Source organism: Klenkia sesuvii (genome assembly GCF_037083825.1).
GTDB lineage: Bacteria > Actinomycetota > Actinomycetes > Mycobacteriales > Geodermatophilaceae > Klenkia > Klenkia sesuvii.
Genome location: NZ_JBAPLU010000005.1, coordinates 107,077 through 122,216, shown reverse-complemented (window position 1 = coordinate 122,216; position 15,140 = coordinate 107,077). Strand labels below are relative to the sequence as shown.

Below are 15,140 nucleotides of genomic sequence, written 5' to 3'. Positions count from 1 at the left end.
CGGGTGCGGCGGTGCTACTCGCGGCCACGGTGACGATCCGGTCACGGTGGTCTGGTCGGAGTCTGCCGTGCCCGGCCCCGGTCCGCCGGGTGTGCGGCCGTGCCGGGGACCACACCGCCCGCCGCTCGACCTGTTCTTGTCGTACCCCCGTCCTACATTCGGACCGTGAGCACGCAGACCAGCCTCCGGCCCACCCGCGGCACCTTCCGGGTGGTCAGCGAGTTCGAGCCCTCCGGCGACCAGCCCACCGCCATCGCCGAGCTCGCGGCCGCGGTGAAGTCCGGCCAGAAGGACACGGTCCTGCTGGGGGCCACCGGTACCGGCAAGTCGGCGACCACGGCGTGGCTCATCGAGCAGGTGCAGCGGCCCACGCTCGTGATGGCGCCGAACAAGACGCTGGCCGCGCAGTTGGCCAACGAGTTCCGCGAGCTGCTGCCGGGCAACGCGGTCGAGTACTTCGTCAGCTACTACGACTACTACCAACCCGAGGCCTACGTCCCGCAGACCGACACCTACATCGAGAAGGACTCCTCGATCAACGAGGAGGTCGAGCGGCTGCGGCACTCGGCCACGCAGAGCCTGCTCACCCGCCGCGACGTCGTGGTGGTCTCCACGGTGTCCTGCATCTACGGCCTGGGCACCCCGCAGGAGTACGTCGACCGGGCGCTCAAGATCGCCGTGGGCGAGGAGCGCGACCGCGACGAGCTGCTGCGCACCCTGGTCACCGAGCAGTACACCCGCAACGACCTGGCCTTCACCCGTGGCACGTTCCGCGTGCGGGGGGACACGATCGAGGTCTTCCCGGTGTACGAGGAGCTCGCCGTCCGCATCGAGATGTTCGGCGACGAGGTCGAGCGGCTCTACTACCTGCACCCGCTCACCGGCGAGGTCGTCCGGGAGGTGCAGGAGCTGTTCGTCTTCCCGGCCACGCACTACGTCGCCGGGCCCGAGCGCATGGAGCGCGCGATCCACGGCATCGAGGCCGAGCTGGAGGCCCGGCTGGCCGAGCTGGAGAAGCAGGGCAAGCTGCTGGAGGCCCAGCGGCTGCGCATGCGCACCACCTACGACATCGAGATGATGCGGCAGGTCGGCTTCTGCTCGGGCATCGAGAACTACTCCCGGCACATCGACGGCCGTGGCCCCGGCACCGCCGGCGCCTGCCTCATCGACTACTTCCCCGACGACTTCTTGCTGGTGGTCGACGAGTCGCACGTCACCGTGCCGCAGATCGGCGGGATGTACGAGGGCGACATGAGCCGCAAGCGCACCCTGGTCGACCACGGCTTCCGGCTGCCCTCGGCCATGGACAACCGACCCCTGAAGTGGGAGGAGTTCACCGACCGCATCGGTCAGTCGGTGTACCTGTCGGCCACCCCCGGCAACTACGAGCTGGGCCGCACGGGCGGTGAGTTCGTCGAGCAGGTCATCCGCCCCACCGGTCTCGTCGACCCCGAGATCGTGGTGAAGCCGACCAAGGGCCAGATCGACGACCTGGTGCACGAGATCCGCACCCGCACCGAGAAGGACGAGCGGATCCTGGTCACCACGCTCACCAAGAAGATGAGCGAGGACCTCACCGACTACCTGCTCGAGCTGGGCATCAAGGTCCGGTACCTGCACTCCGAGGTCGACACCCTCCGCCGGGTCGAGCTGCTGCGGGAGCTGCGCCAGGGTGAGTACGACGTGCTGGTCGGCATCAACCTGCTGCGCGAGGGGCTCGACCTGCCCGAGGTGTCCCTGGTGGCGATCCTCGACGCCGACAAGGAGGGTTTCCTCCGATCGGGCACCTCGCTGATCCAGACCATCGGTCGCGCCGCCCGCAACGTGTCGGGTCAGGTGCACATGTACGCCGACAAGATCACCCCGTCGATGGCGCAGGCCATCGACGAGACGGCCCGGCGCCGCGAGAAGCAGATCGCCTACAACCTGGAGAAGGGCGTCGACCCGCAGCCGTTGCGGAAGAAGATCGTCGACATCCTCGACGGCATCTACAAGGCCAGCGAGGACGCGGAGAAGGCCACCGAGGAGTTCGGCGGGTCGGGCCGGCAGCAGTCCCGCGGCAAGGCGCCGGTGCCGGGGCTGTCGTCCAAGGCCAAGGGGGCGAAGGCCAAGGCGGGGGCGATCGACGTCGAGGGCCTGCCCCGGGCTGCGCTGGCGGACATGATCACCGAGATGAACGACCAGATGCTGGCCGCGGCGCGCGAGCTCCAGTTCGAGGTCGCCGCCCGGCTGCGCGACGAACTGAACGAGCTCAAGCGCGAGCTGCGCCAGTTCGACGCGGCCCACGCCTGACCGCCCGGGCCGCGGCTCGGGGTCGCCCCGCGGTGCCGGCCCGACGCTGAACACCCACGGCCCGTTCCGGGGGCCGGGACGGGCCGTGGGTGTCCACGCGGCTCGGCGTCGGGGGTCGCGTGGCCCGGCGGGGTGGGTGGCGTCACCCGCGAGGGCCACCGGGGCTTGCTGCCCCCGGGCCGGGTGCGCCCGGGGGGCGGGCACCGGGTCCGGCGGCCGGTCGACCGCCGACGTCGCCCGTGGTGGGGCCGTCGCCGCCGGGGCGGGGTGCGTGGGCACCCGGCCCGTCGTCGGCGCCGGCCGAGCCCCTGCCGGGGTCGGCATCAGCTGGGGCCCCGCGGTCACCAGGCCCGGCCCCGCTCCCGTCCGGCGCACCGTCGTCCCCGTCCGGACCAGCACCGGCCCCGTCCGGCCCGCCTCCCAGGTCACCGCTGGTGCCACCCCCGCCCGCCGCGCCGCTGCCGACGGCGGTCGACCCGTTGTCGGACGGCGCCTGGACCGTGCCGACGTCGCCGGCCGGCACGGCCCCGGAACCCCCGCCGGCGAGCCCGGCGCCCAGGGCGACGCCCCCGGCGCCCACCACCGCGACGGCTGCCACGGCCACCGCGGTGACCAGCGTGCGCCGGCGACGACCGGCCCGGGGCTGGGCGGTTCCGCCGGTCACGGCACCGGACACGGCACCGGCATCGCGGCTCGCGGCGTCCGGGGGCCCGAGGCCCCCGCCCCCGCCCCCGCTGCGTTCGGTGCTGCCGACCCCGTCGTCACCACCGGTGGCGCCGGCGGACGGCGGGGCGGTGAACTGCTCGGTGGGGGCGTCCCGCGTCCCCAGGGCCCACGGCCCGACGACGTGGGTGGGCTGCCGACCGCCCGGGAGCCCACGGCCGACCGTCGGGAACTCGCTGGTGTCCCCGCTGCGCCAGCTCATCGCGGACCGCCACCTGCCTCCAGTCCGAGGCCCGGCGCCTGGACCCGTACGACCTGCAGGGCCTGGTCGGCCGCGGCGCTCGCCCACCCGCCGAGCTGGGACGCGCGGGCGGTGGCCAGCCACGGCCCACCCGCGCCCGGGTCCAGGGTCAGCACCGACAGGACGACGCCGACCAGCACGAAGGCCAGCACCAGGCCGCCCACCGCACCGGCGACCCGGTCCAGCACCGACAGGTGCAGCCGGGCCACGAGCGCGGCGAGCAGACCGCCCACCGCCCGGCCGACGGCCGAGCCGACCGCCGCGACCACCAGCACCCCGAGGAGGGCGACCACCAGCCGGGTGCCGCCGTCCAGCCGCCCGGTCAGCAGCGGGACGACGGTGGACCCCACCAGGAGCCCGACCAGCAACCCGACCACGGACCCGGCCAGCCGGAGCCCGCCCCGGCGCCAGCCGGCGAGCGCGCCCCCGGCCAGCACCAGGACCAGGGCCAGGTCGACCCAGAGGGCGGTGGTCATCGCGGTCCGTCGGCGATGTGGTCGGCGGTGTCGTCGGCGACCACGGTGTGCCCGTCCTCGCTGGCCGTGCCGTGCAGGTGCACGTCGTCACCCACGGCCGGGAGCTCGGGCAGGGCGGCGGCGTCGACGTCCACCCGCAGGCCCGGGGTGGTCACGACGGTCAGGTCGGTGCCGTCGACCGAGACCACGGTGCCGTCCACGGTCGCCTGCACCTCGCGGACGTGCACCGCGGCGCCGTCGCTCACCCGCACCTCGACGCGGTCGCCGACCTCGAGGTCACCGACCGTCCCGTCCGGCGGGGGAACCGCACCCGCGTCGGAGGCGTCCGGGGCGTCGGGTGCCTCCGCGGTGTCGGGGGTCACGGGGGCCTCTGCGGGGACGTCGACCTGCGGCCCACCCGCACCAGGCGCGCCGACGCCCGGCCCACCCGCGCCCGGCCCACCCTCGCCGGGTCGACCGGCGCCGGGTCCACCCGCGCCCGGCCCGCCTGCACCGGGCCCGCCTGCACCGGGCCCGCCTGCACCGGGCCCGCCTGCACCCGGCCCGCCTGCACCCGGCCCGCCGACGCGGGTCTGGTCGGTGAGGGCGACCTCGTGCGACTCGCCGGTGTCGTCGACGACGGTGAGGGAGTCGTCGGAGACCGCGGTCACGGTGCCCACGAGGCGGTCGCCGGTCCGGGCACCCTCGGCGGGGGCGCCGGCCGGGGTGCTGCCGGTCGCGTCGGCCGGCGCGTCGTTGCCGGGGCCGTCGGCGAGGGCGATGCCGCCGCCGAGGAGCACGGCGCCGGTGGCTGCGCCGCCGACGACGACGGCGGTCCACCGGCGGGGGCGGGTGGTGCGGGCGGAGCTGGTCACGGGTCCTCCTGGAGCATGGCCCACCCGTCGGTCGGGGTGGCGATGACCCCACCGTGTGCGCCGACCCTGAACCCACGCTGAAGTCGCCGGGTGGTGCGCCGTTCTTCAGCCCGGCTTCAGGCTGCGGGAGGCACCATCGCTGCCGTGCGCACCGACAGGACCCCCCGACCCCGCGTCCTGGTCGTCGAGGACGAAGCGGCCATCCGCGACGGCGTGGTCACCGCGCTGGCCGACGAGGGCTGCCTGGTGGAGGGGCGGGCCGACGGCTCCGGCCTGGCTGCCGACCTCGAGGGGTTCCGGCCCGACCTGGTCGTGCTGGACGTGATGCTGCCCGGGCGCGACGGCCTCGACCTGGCCGGCGACGTCCGCCGCGCAGGGGACGCCGGCATCGTCGTCCTCACCGCCCGGGACGCCGTGCCCGACCGGCTGGCCGGGTTCGCCGCCGGCGCCGACGACTACCTGGTCAAGCCGTTCGCGATGGCCGAGCTGGTCGCCCGCGTGCGGGCCGTGCTCAACCGGCGCGGGCGCTGGCCCGCCGCGGTCGAGGTCGGCGACCTGGTCGTCGACGAGCCGGCGGGCACCGCCACCCGGGCCGGCGCCCGGCTCGACCTCACCGCCACCGAGCTGCGGCTGCTTGCCTACCTGGTCGGCAACCGCGGCCGCACGGTGAGCAAGACGCAGATCCTGACGCAGGTCTGGGGCTACGGCGACTACGACCCCAACCTGGTCGAGGTGCACGTCAGTGCGCTGCGCCGCAAGCTCGAGGCGCACGGGGACCGGCTGGTGCACACCGTGCGCGGCCTGGGCTACACGGTGCGGGCGTGACCGCACCGGTGCTGCGCACGGCGTCCCTGCGCCGCCGGCTGAGCCTGTGGGTGCTGGGCCTGCTCGCCCTCCTGCTGGTCGTCCTGGGCGTGACCGTCGACCTGGTGCTCGGCGCCACCCTGCGCAGCGACCTGCGCGACCGGTTGGTCGACCGCGCGGAGATCGCCGCCAGCCTGGTCGCGCAGGGCCGGTCCGACGAGGACGTGCTCGCGGCGGTCACCGGCGACACGGTCCAGGCCCAGCTGGAGACCTCGGACGGCGACCAGGTGGGCGAGATCCCCGACCCGCCGGCCGGCCCGGCGGGGGGACTGGCGGGGGGACCGGCGCGTCCGGGCCGGCCACCGGCCCCCGGCGCGGTGGTGGACACCGGTGACGCGTACGTGCTGCAGACCGAGCTGCCCGACGGCTCGCGGCTCACCCTGGTCGCCGACCAGTCGCCCATCACCGACGCCGTGGCCCAGCTGCGCTGGGTGCTGGTGACCGGCTCCCTGGTGACCTTGGTTCTGGCCGCCGCACTGGTCAGCGCCACGGTGGGGCTGGGACTGCGGCCCCTGGACCGGATGACCGTCCTCGCCCGGTCGATCACCTCCGGCGACCGGGGCCGGCGGTTGCGGCCCGACCGGCCGAGCACTGAGCTGGGGAGCACCGCTGCCGCGTTCGACGACATGCTCGACGAGCTCGAGGGCGCCGAGCGGGCCGCCCGGCGGGCCGAGGCGGGCATGCGCGACCTGCTCGGCGACGCCGCCCACGAGCTCCGCACCCCGCTGGCCGCCGTCCAGGCGTCGGTGGAGACCGTGCTGCGCACCGACCCCGACCGGGCGCGGCGGGAGGAGCTGCTGGCCGGCGCCGTCCGCGAACTGCAGCGCTCGGGGCGCCTGGTGGCCGACCTGCTCGACGTCGCCCGGTTCGACAGCGGCGACCCACCGGCGCTGCACCGCCGTCCGACCGACCTGGCCGAGCTGGCCCGGGGGAGTGCCCAGCGGGTCGGCGGACCGGTCGAGGTGCACGGCCCGACGGTGCGGGCCGACGTCGACCCCGACCGGGTCGGGCAGGTGCTGGACAACCTGCTGCGCAACGCCGTCCGGGCCGCCGGGCCCCGGGGCCGGGTGCGGGTCGAGCTCGGCGGCGCCGGGGGCACCGCCACCCTCGACGTGGTCGACGACGGGCCCGGGGTGCCCGCGGAGCAGCGCGAGCGCATCTTCGACCGGCTCGTCCGCCTGGACGCCGCCCGTGTCCGGGACGGCGGTGCGGGCCTCGGCCTGCCGATCGCCCGGGCACTGGCCCGGGCCCACGGCGGGGACGTGACCTGCGAACCCGTGGCCGCAGGCGCCTGCTTCCGGGTGCGGCTGCCGATGACCGGCTGAGCGGGAACCCTGCGCCACCTGAGCTCGTTCCACCCCCGAGCCGGCCGCCGACTGGTTGCCGTTTGCATCCGCGATCCATCGCGCACCACCGGCTCGCAAGGGAGGGGAGTATCCCCCGCGGCAGCTGTCGTCAACACGGGACCGCCATCGGTCCCCGGCGCTGCCGGCCGGCCCCCGGGCCGGCGGGAGAGACCTCCGGTGCACGTCTGGCAGATCACCGGAAGGAATCACCCCTTGGACGTCCCTGTCTGGGTCTGGGCACTGACCGTCGGCGCCATCGTGGCCATGATCGTCTTCGACTTCGTCGGCCACGTGCGCACGCCGCACGCCCCCACCCTGAAGGAGTCGGCCACCTGGTCGGCCGTCTACGTCGGGATCGCGGTCCTGTTCGGCCTCGGCGTGCTGGTGTTCGCCGGTGGCACCTTCGGCGGTGAGTACTTCGCCGGGTACGTGACCGAGAAGGCGTTGTCGGTGGACAACCTCTTCGTGTTCGTGCTGATCATGGCCAGCTTCGGCGTGCCGCGCGAGCTGCAGCAGAAGGTGCTGCTGTTCGGCATCGCGTTCGCGCTCGTCCTGCGCACCGTCTTCATCCTCGTCGGCGCGGCCGCGATCGAGAACTTCAGCTGGGTGTTCTACCTGTTCGGCGCCATCCTCATCTACACCGCCGTCGTGCAGGCCCGCAGCGGCGGCCACGACGAGGACGAGGAGTTCGAGGAGAACGGCGTCGTCCGGCTCATCCGCAAGGTCGTGCCGACCACGGAGGAGTACCACTCCGACAGGCTCACCACGAAGATCGACGGCAAGCGGTTCATCACCCCGCTCATGATCGCGCTCATCGCGATCGGCACGGCCGACATCATCTTCGCCGTCGACTCGATCCCGGCCATCTTCGGGCTGACCCAGGAGACCTACCTGGTCTTCGCGGCGAACGCCTTCTCGCTGCTGGGGCTGCGCCAGCTGTTCTTCCTGATCGACGGCCTGCTCGACCGCCTGGTCTACCTGGCCTACGGCCTCGCGGTCATCCTCGGGTTCATCGGCATCAAGCTGGTCATCCACGCCCTGCACACCAACGAGCTGCCCTTCGTCAACGGCGGCGAGCACGTCACGGTCATCCCCGAGATCCCCACGTGGCTGTCTCTGCTGGTCATCCTGGTGACGCTGGTCATCACGACGGTGCTCAGCCTGCGGAAGAACCGCAAGGACGCCGAGGCCGGGCACGTCAGCCCCACCGGCCTGGAGGACAAGGGCGCCGGGCGCGACGGCCTGCAGGCGCAGGGCCCCGGCGACCGGGACGGCAGCCCCGCCGGCGCGCGGGCCGACGCCCCGCCGTCCGGCCGCACCGCCGGGGTCACCGACCGCAGCAGCGGCGACTGACCACCCGCGCACGGCCGGGGGGCCCACCGGACGACGTCCGGTGGGCCCTCCGTCGTCCGGGCCCGGGAGGGCCGGACGGTCAGGCGGCCGGGTCGGCCACCCGGCCGCCGTGGACGACCCGCTCGCCGTCCAGCCACACCTCGCGCACCCGGCCGGCGAGGTCGGTGAGGCGGCCGGCGTCGCCCTCGAAGACGACCACGTCGGCCCGCTTGCCCGGCTCCAGCGAGCCCAGCTCGTCGTCGACCCGCAGCAGCCGGGCCGCCGACAGCGTGGTGGCGTGCCAGACCTCGGTGCTGGACATGCCGCGGTCGGCCATGAGCTGGAGCTCGCCGAGGTTCTGCCCGTGCGGCCCCACCCCGGAGTCGGTGCCCATCGCGATGCGCACCCCGGCCGCGTGCGCGCGCGACACCGACTCGTCGTGCTGGGCCTGCACGGCCACGGCCTTGTCGACGACGGCGCGGGGGAGCGCGGCCCCGGCGGCGACGGCGGCGAGCACCGCCCGCGGCGCCGACAGCGTGGGCACCAGCCAGGTGCCGTGGGCCAGCATGAGCTCGATGGCCTCGTCGTCGAGGAAGATGCCGTGCTCGATCGACCGGATGCCGGCCCGCACCGCGTTCTTGATGCCGTCCGCGCCCTGCGCGTGCGCCATGACCGCCAGCCCTGCCGCGGTGGCCTCCTCGACGAGGACGTCGAGCTCGGCCGGGCGGAAGTGGGGGTGCCGCGGGTCGTCGCGCGGGGAGAGGACGCCGCCGCTGGTGGCCACCTTGAGGACGTCGGCCCCGGCCCGCACCAGGCTGCGCACCGTCCGGCGGACCTCGTCGGGCCCGTCGCAGATGCCGCCGGGGCGGCCCGGCGTGGGGGGCAGGAGCGGGGTCTCGGCGCCGCACACGTGCCAGTCGTCGGCGTGCCCGCCGGTCTGGCTGACCATGGCCAGCGAGATCTGCATGCGCGGTCCGCGGACCAGGCCCGACCGCACCGACTCGGCCACGCCCAGGTCGGCGCCGGCGGCGTCGCGCACCGACGTGATGCCCAGGGCCAGGGTGCGGCGGAGGTTGCGCACCGCCTCGAAGTAGACCTGGCTGTACGGGGTCTGCAGCTGGCGGAGGGTGTCCACGCCGCTCATCAGCACGTGCACGTGGCAGTCGAACAGGCCCGGCAGCACGGTGGCGCCGGTGCAGTCGACCGCCTCGTCGCCGTCCAGGCCGGGGCCCACCTCGACCACGCGGCCGTCCTGCACCGCGACGTCGGCCGTGGCGGGTGGCGCCCCGGTGCCGTCGAGGACCTGCCCGCCCCGGAACACCGTGCGCGTCATGGCCTGCACCCTAGGCCGTTAGCCGGGCTCACGGACAGGCCTGGGTTAGCGTCTGGCCATGCGGCCCGCCGACCTCGCCCTCCTGCGCACGCCCGGGGTGGCCACGGTGTCCCCCGACGGCTCCACCGCGGTCGTCGCCGTCACCCGGCTCGACCTCGAGGCCGACGAGTACCGCAGCCAGCTCTGGGCGGTGCCCACCGACGCCTCGGCGCCGGCCCGTCCGCTGACCCACGGCCACCGCGACTCGGGCCCGGTTTTCTCGCCCGACGGCCGCTGGCTGGCCTTCCTGGGCGCCGAGAGCGGCGGCAAGCCCCAGCTGCACGTGCTGCCCACCGGGGGCGGGGAGGCCCGCCGGCTGACCGACCACCCGCTGGGTGCCGGGGCGCCGGTGTGGGCGCCGGACTCCCGCCGGTTGGCCTACACCGCGCGGGTGCCCGAGGCCGGCCGCTACGGCACTGAGGACGGCGTGGACGCCGCCGGTGAGGCGCCGCGGCTGATCACCACCCTGCAGTACCGCGCCGACGACGTCGGCTTCACGGTGGACCGGCGCCGGCACGTCTTCGTGCTGGACCTCCCCGACGAGGTCGACGACGTGGTCCCGGTGCCCGAGCCGGTGCAGGTCACCTCCGGCGACCACGACGACACCGACGTCGCCTGGCACCCCGCCGGCACCGAGCTGGTCTTCGTGTCCGCCCGGCACGCCCGCGCCGACCGCGACCTGGTCACCGACGTGTACGCCTGCCGCCCCGACGGCTCGCACCTGCGCCGGGTCACCGAGTCCCGGTCGTCGTGCTCGGCGCCCACCTACGACCCCGGTGACCCCGAGGGCCGCACCGTCTACCTCGCCGCCCAGCCCGACCTGGGCCCCGACGGCCTGGACTTCGTCGGGCGCGGCACCACCCTGTGCCGGGTCGACGCCGCCGGTGGGCACCCGCAGCCGCTGCTGGACCCCGAACGGCACGACCTGGGCCACGACTTCGGCCGGGTGGTGGTGGCCGACGGCGACGCGTTCGTCGCCGTCCAGAAGCAGGGCGCGGTGGAGCTGCTGCGGGTGCCGTTGGCCGGCGGCGAGCCCGAGGCCCTGGTCGACGGCCCGTTCACCACGCGCGGCATCGCCGCGGGTGGGGGCGTGGTCGTGGCCACCGTGGCGCACGACCGGTCGGCGGGCGAGCTGCTGGCCATCACGCCCGGCCGGCGGCGCCTGCTCACCGGTTTCGGCAGCCCGCTGCAGGCCACCGGTCGGCTGCGCCCGATGCGCGAGCGCACCGCCACCGCCCCGGACGGCTACCCGGTGCACGGCTGGGTCACCACGCCGGCCGGCGAGGGCCCGCACCCGGTGCTGCTGATGGTGCACGGCGGCCCGTTCACCCAGTACGGCTGGCACCTGCTCGACGAGACGCAGGTCTACGTCGACGCCGGCTACGCCGTGCTGCAGTGCAACCCGCGGGGCTCCTCGGGCTACGGCCAGGAGCACGGCCGGGCCATCCGCCACCAGCTGGGCGGGCTGGACGCCGACGACGTCGTGGCCTTCCTCGACGAGGCGCTGCAGGAACCCGACCTCGACGACAGCCGCGTCGGCGTCATGGGCGGCTCGTACGGCGGGTACATGACCACCCTGCTGCTGGGCCGCACGCAGCGGTTCGCCGCGGGCATCAGCGAGCGGGCCTTCAACGACCCGGTCAGCTTCGTGGGCTCCAGCGACATCGGGTTCTTCTTCGCCGACCAGTACGTGGGCACCGACCCCGAGCGCATCGCGGCCCAGTCGGCCCTCGCCGGCGCGCACCGCATCACGACCCCGACGCTGGTCGTGCACTCCGAGGAGGACTGGCGCTGCCCGCTCGAGCAGGGCACCCGGCTCTACGTCGAGCTCAAGCGCCGCGGCGTGCACACCGAGCTGCTGCTATTCCCCGGCGAGGGCCACGAGCTCTCCCGCTCGGGCCGGCCGCGGCACCGGTTGGCCCGGCTCGAGCACGTGCTGCGCTGGTGGGGCAGGTGGCTGCCCACCCCGGGCAACTCGACGGCGGCCGCCCTGCCCGCGGGGCCCGCGGACCGGTCCGAGGGGGAGCCGGCGCCGGCCTGACCGGCCCCGGTGGTCCGGGGTGCAGGGAACCGACCCCGGCCGCATGATCGCGGCCGTGCCCAGCATCGAGGACCTCGCCGTCGTCGGCGACCTGCAGACCGCCGCCCTCGTCGACGCGGAGGGTGCGGTCGACTGGCTCTGCCTGCCCCGCTTCGACTCACCCGCCTGCTTCGCCGCGCTGCTGGACACCCCGGACGCCGGCCGCTGGTCGCTCGCACCGGTCGACGGCGGGCGCTGCACATCCCGCCGCTACCTCGGGGACACCCTGGTGCTGGAGACCGAGTGGGCGCTGGCCGGGGGCACCGTGCGGGTCGTCGACCTGATGCCGCTGCGCGGCCGGTACCCCGACGTCGTCCGCATCGTCGAGGGCGTGTCGGGCGAGGTGGCGATGCGGGGCGAGCTGACCGTCCGCTTCGACTACGGCCGGGTGGTGCCGTGGGTGCGCCGGCGCGGCGGGCGGCTGCAGGCGCTGGCCGGCCCCGACGCGCTGTGGCTGAGCACCGCCGCCCCGCTCGAGGGACGCGACCGCAGCACGGTCTCGGAGTTCACGGTGCGGGCGGGGGACCGGGTGCCGTTCGTGCTGACCTGGACGCCGGGCCACGACGACGCCCCGCCGGAGGTGGACGCCGAGCGGGCGCTGGCCGAGACCCTCGCCGGGTGGCAGGAGTGGGTCGACGGCGGCGAGCGGGTGGGCGGTCGCTGGGCCGACGCGGTCACGCGGTCCCTCATCACGCTGCGCGCGCTCACCCACGCCCCGACGGGCGGGATCGTCGCGGCGGCCACGACGTCGCTGCCGGAGCAGCCGGGCGGGCCGCGCAACTGGGACTACCGCTACAGCTGGCTGCGTGACTCGACCTACACGCTGCAGGCCCTGCTGGCCGCCGGCCACACCGACGAGGCCGCGGCTTGGCGGCGGTGGCTGCTGCGCGCGGTGGCCGGCGACCCGGCCGACCTGCAGATCATGTACGCCGTCGACGGCACCCGCCGGCTCCCCGAGCTCGAGCTGGACTGGTTGGCGGGGTGGGAGGGCTCGACACCGGTGCGCACGGGCAACGGGGCCGCCGGGCAGCTGCAGCTCGACGTCGTCGGCGAGGTCCTCGACGCCCTCCACCTGGCCCGCGCCGCCGGGTTGGGCGCCCACGACGACGCCTGGGACCTGCAGTGCGCCATGCTCGACCACCTCGAGGGGCAGTGGCGGCGGCCCGACGCCGGGCTGTGGGAGCAGCGCGGCGAACCGCGGCACTTCGTGCACTCCAAGGTGATGGCCTGGGTCGCCTTCGACCGCATGGTCCGCGGGGCCCGGGAGCACGGCCTGCCCGGTCCGGTCGAGCACTGGGAGCGGGTGCGCGACACCATCCACGCCGAGGTGATGGAGAAGGGGCTGCACGAGGGCCGGCTGGCCCAGTCCTACGGCTCCGCGGAGCTGGACGCGGCGCTGCTGCTGGTGCCCCGGGTGGGCTTCCTGCCGCCCGACCACCCGGTGGTGGTGGCCACCGTGGAGGCGGTCGAGCGCGAGCTCACCCGGGACGGGCTGGTGCTGCGCTACCGGCCCGAGAGCTCCGGCGATGGCTTGCCCGGTGCCGAGGGGGTGTTCCTGGCCTGCTCGTTCTGGCTGGTGGACGCGCTGCACGGGGTCGGCCGGCGCGACGACGCCGTCGCCCTCTTCGAGCGGCTGCTGGGCTGCGCCAGCGACCTCGGGCTGCTCAGCGAGGAGTGGGACACCGACGGCCACCGTCAGCTGGGCAACACCCCGCAGGCGTTCAGCCACTTCGGCCTCGTGGTCAGCGCCGTCCAGCTCGCCGAGGGCCGGCACGACCGCAGCGACGCACCGGTGGGCGCCGCCCGCGCGGGCGGCGCACGGCTGCCCTAGCGTCGTCGACGTCCACCCCGACCCCCAGGAGTCCGCCCCGTGGCCACCCCCTCGCACGACCCCACGTCCACCGCCGCCTGGACGGCGCTGCTGGCCCACCGCGACGCACTCACCCCGGACCTGCGCGGCTGGTTCGACGCCGACCCCGGGCGCGCCGACCGGTTCACGGTGGACGTCGCCGACCTGCACGTGGACCTGTCCAAGAACCTCGTCACCGACGAGACGCTGGAGCTGCTGCGCGACCTCGCCGAGCAGACCGGGGTGGTCGACCGGCTGCAGGCCATGTTCGCCGGCGAGCGGATCAACGTCACCGAGGACCGCGCCGTCCTGCACACCGCCCTGCGTCGTCCGGCCGGCCTGGACCCGCTGGTCGTCGACGGGCAGGACGTGGACGCCGACGTCCGGGCCGAGCTGGCCAAGGTCTACGCCTTCGCCGGGAAGGTGCGGTCCGGGGAGTGGACCGGGGTGACCGGTCAGCGCATCGCCACGGTGGTCAACATCGGCATCGGCGGCTCCGACCTCGGCCCCGTGATGGCCTACGAGGCGCTGGCCGCCTCCCGCCAGGAGGGGCTGACCTGCCGGTTCGTCTCCAACATCGACCCCACCGACCTGGCCGAGACCGTGGCCGACCTCGACCCGGCGACCACCTTGTTCATCGTGGCGTCCAAGACGTTCGGCACCCTGGAGACCCTGACCAACGCCCGGCTGGCCCGGCAGTGGCTGTGGGACGGCCTGGGCACGCCGGAGGCCGACGACGAGCGCCGCGCCGCGGTCGCGAAGCACTTCGTGGCCGTCTCGACCGCACTCGAGAAGGTCGCCGACTTCGGCATCGACACCGACAACGCCTTCGGCTTCTGGGACTGGGTGGGTGGCCGCTACTCGGTCGACTCCGCCATCGGCACCTCGCTCGCCGTCGCGATCGGGCCCGAGCGGTTCGAGGAGTTCCTGGCGGGTTTCCACGCCGTCGACGAGCACGTGCGCACCACCCCGCTGGAGCGCAACGTACCGCTGCTCATGGGGTTGCTGAACGTCTGGTACGTCAACTTCCTGGGCGCGCACACGCACGCGGTGCTGCCCTACAGCCAGTACCTGCACCGCTTCCCGGCCTACCTGCAGCAGCTCACCATGGAGAGCAACGGCAAGGGCGTGCGCTGGGACGGCGAGGCCGTCACCTGCGACACCGGTGAGGTCTTCTGGGGCGAGCCGGGCACCAACGGCCAGCACGCCTTCTACCAGCTCATCCACCAGGGCACCCGGCTCGTCCCGGCCGACTTCGTCGCGTTCGCGACCCCGCAGCACGCGCTGGTCGACGGCGACACCGACGTCCACGCCCTGCTGCTGTCCAACTTCTTCGCCCAGACCAAGGCGCTGGCGTTCGGCAAGACCGCCGACGAGGTCCGGGCGGAGGGGACGGCGGAGGACGTCGTCCCGGCGCGGGTGTTCACCGGCAACCGGCCGACCACCTCGATCATGGCCGCGGCGCTCACGCCGTCGGTGCTGGGCCAGCTGATCGCGCTCTACGAGCACATCACCTTCACCCAGGGCGCGGTGTGGGGCATCGACAGCTTCGACCAGTGGGGTGTCGAGCTGGGCAAGCAGCTGGCCCTGCAGATCGCCCCGGCGCTCACCGGCGACGAGGAGGCCCTGCAGTCGCAGGACTCCTCGACGAAGGCGCTCATCGACTGGTACCTCGCCCACCGCGCCTGACGGCCCGGTCACGGGGTGGCCG

The 15,140-nt window shown here is 74.9% G+C and carries 11 protein-coding genes; 7 read left to right on the top strand and 4 right to left on the bottom strand.

Translation table 11 applies throughout. The features are described 5' to 3' along the window. The first annotated feature begins 165 nt into the window (after positions 1-165). Positions 166-2,292: an excinuclease ABC subunit UvrB gene (gene uvrB, locus TEK04_RS06825; RefSeq protein WP_336403572.1), complete on the top strand. Its 2,127-nt coding sequence runs from the start codon at positions 166-168 to the stop codon at positions 2,290-2,292. A 142-nt stretch (positions 2,293-2,434) separates the two neighbouring features. Here the strand turns inward: uvrB and TEK04_RS06820 are convergent, their stop codons facing one another. From TEK04_RS06820 to TEK04_RS06810, 3 genes are read right to left on the bottom strand one after another with little or no spacing between them, the layout of a single operon-like run. Next, entirely contained in the window at positions 2,435-3,217 is a 783-nt protein-coding gene (locus tag TEK04_RS06820; RefSeq protein ID WP_336403571.1) for a hypothetical protein, read from the bottom strand. Next, positions 3,214-3,732 (bottom strand): CvpA family protein, encoded by a 519-nt coding sequence (locus TEK04_RS06815; protein ID WP_336403570.1) that lies wholly within the window; start codon positions 3,730-3,732, stop codon positions 3,214-3,216. Before TEK04_RS06815 ends, TEK04_RS06820 begins: the two co-directional genes overlap by 4 nt. Next, positions 3,729-4,586: a hypothetical protein gene (locus TEK04_RS06810; protein WP_336403569.1), complete on the bottom strand. Its 858-nt coding sequence runs from the start codon at positions 4,584-4,586 to the stop codon at positions 3,729-3,731. Before TEK04_RS06810 ends, TEK04_RS06815 begins: the two co-directional genes overlap by 4 nt. A 144-nt stretch (positions 4,587-4,730) precedes the next feature. Here TEK04_RS06810 and TEK04_RS06805 point away from each other — a divergent pair, with 144 nt between their 5' ends. The 3 genes from TEK04_RS06805 to TEK04_RS06795 all read left to right on the top strand — a co-directional run bounded on the left by TEK04_RS06805 (position 4,731) and on the right by TEK04_RS06795 (position 8,149). Then, positions 4,731-5,411 carry a response regulator transcription factor gene (locus tag TEK04_RS06805; RefSeq protein WP_336403568.1) on the top strand — a complete coding sequence of 227 codons (681 nt, stop codon included), beginning with the start codon at positions 4,731-4,733 and terminating at the stop codon, positions 5,409-5,411. Next, positions 5,408-6,775 carry a sensor histidine kinase gene (locus tag TEK04_RS06800; RefSeq protein WP_336403567.1) on the top strand — a complete coding sequence of 456 codons (1,368 nt, stop codon included), beginning with the start codon at positions 5,408-5,410 and terminating at the stop codon, positions 6,773-6,775. The genes TEK04_RS06805 and TEK04_RS06800 overlap by 4 nt, the downstream gene beginning before the upstream one ends. A gap of 234 nt (positions 6,776-7,009) precedes the next feature. Beyond that, a complete protein-coding gene (locus tag TEK04_RS06795) occupies positions 7,010-8,149 on the top strand; it encodes a TerC family protein (protein ID WP_336403566.1) in 1,140 nt (379 codons plus the stop codon). A gap of 79 nt (positions 8,150-8,228) precedes the next feature. On the opposite strand, the gene TEK04_RS06790 is transcribed toward TEK04_RS06795, so the two are convergent. Beyond that, positions 8,229-9,461: a metal-dependent hydrolase family protein gene (locus TEK04_RS06790; protein WP_336403565.1), complete on the bottom strand. Its 1,233-nt coding sequence runs from the start codon at positions 9,459-9,461 to the stop codon at positions 8,229-8,231. Between the two features lie 58 nt (positions 9,462-9,519). Between TEK04_RS06790 and TEK04_RS06785 the strand changes: the two genes are divergently transcribed. The 3 genes from TEK04_RS06785 to pgi are packed head-to-tail and all read left to right on the top strand — an operon-like array spanning position 9,520 to position 15,118. After that, the gene (locus tag TEK04_RS06785; RefSeq protein WP_336403564.1) at positions 9,520-11,541 is read left to right on the top strand and encodes a S9 family peptidase; all 2,022 of its coding nucleotides are present in this window, start codon (positions 9,520-9,522) and stop codon (positions 11,539-11,541) included. 55 nt (positions 11,542-11,596) lie between these two features. Further along, positions 11,597-13,411, top strand: coding sequence for a glycoside hydrolase family 15 protein (locus TEK04_RS06780; RefSeq protein WP_336403563.1), 1,815 nt, complete (start codon positions 11,597-11,599; stop codon positions 13,409-13,411). A gap of 39 nt (positions 13,412-13,450) precedes the next feature. Further along, a complete protein-coding gene (gene pgi, locus TEK04_RS06775; RefSeq protein WP_336403562.1) occupies positions 13,451-15,118 on the top strand; it encodes a glucose-6-phosphate isomerase in 1,668 nt (555 codons plus the stop codon). The last annotated feature ends 22 nt before the right edge of the window (positions 15,119-15,140 follow it).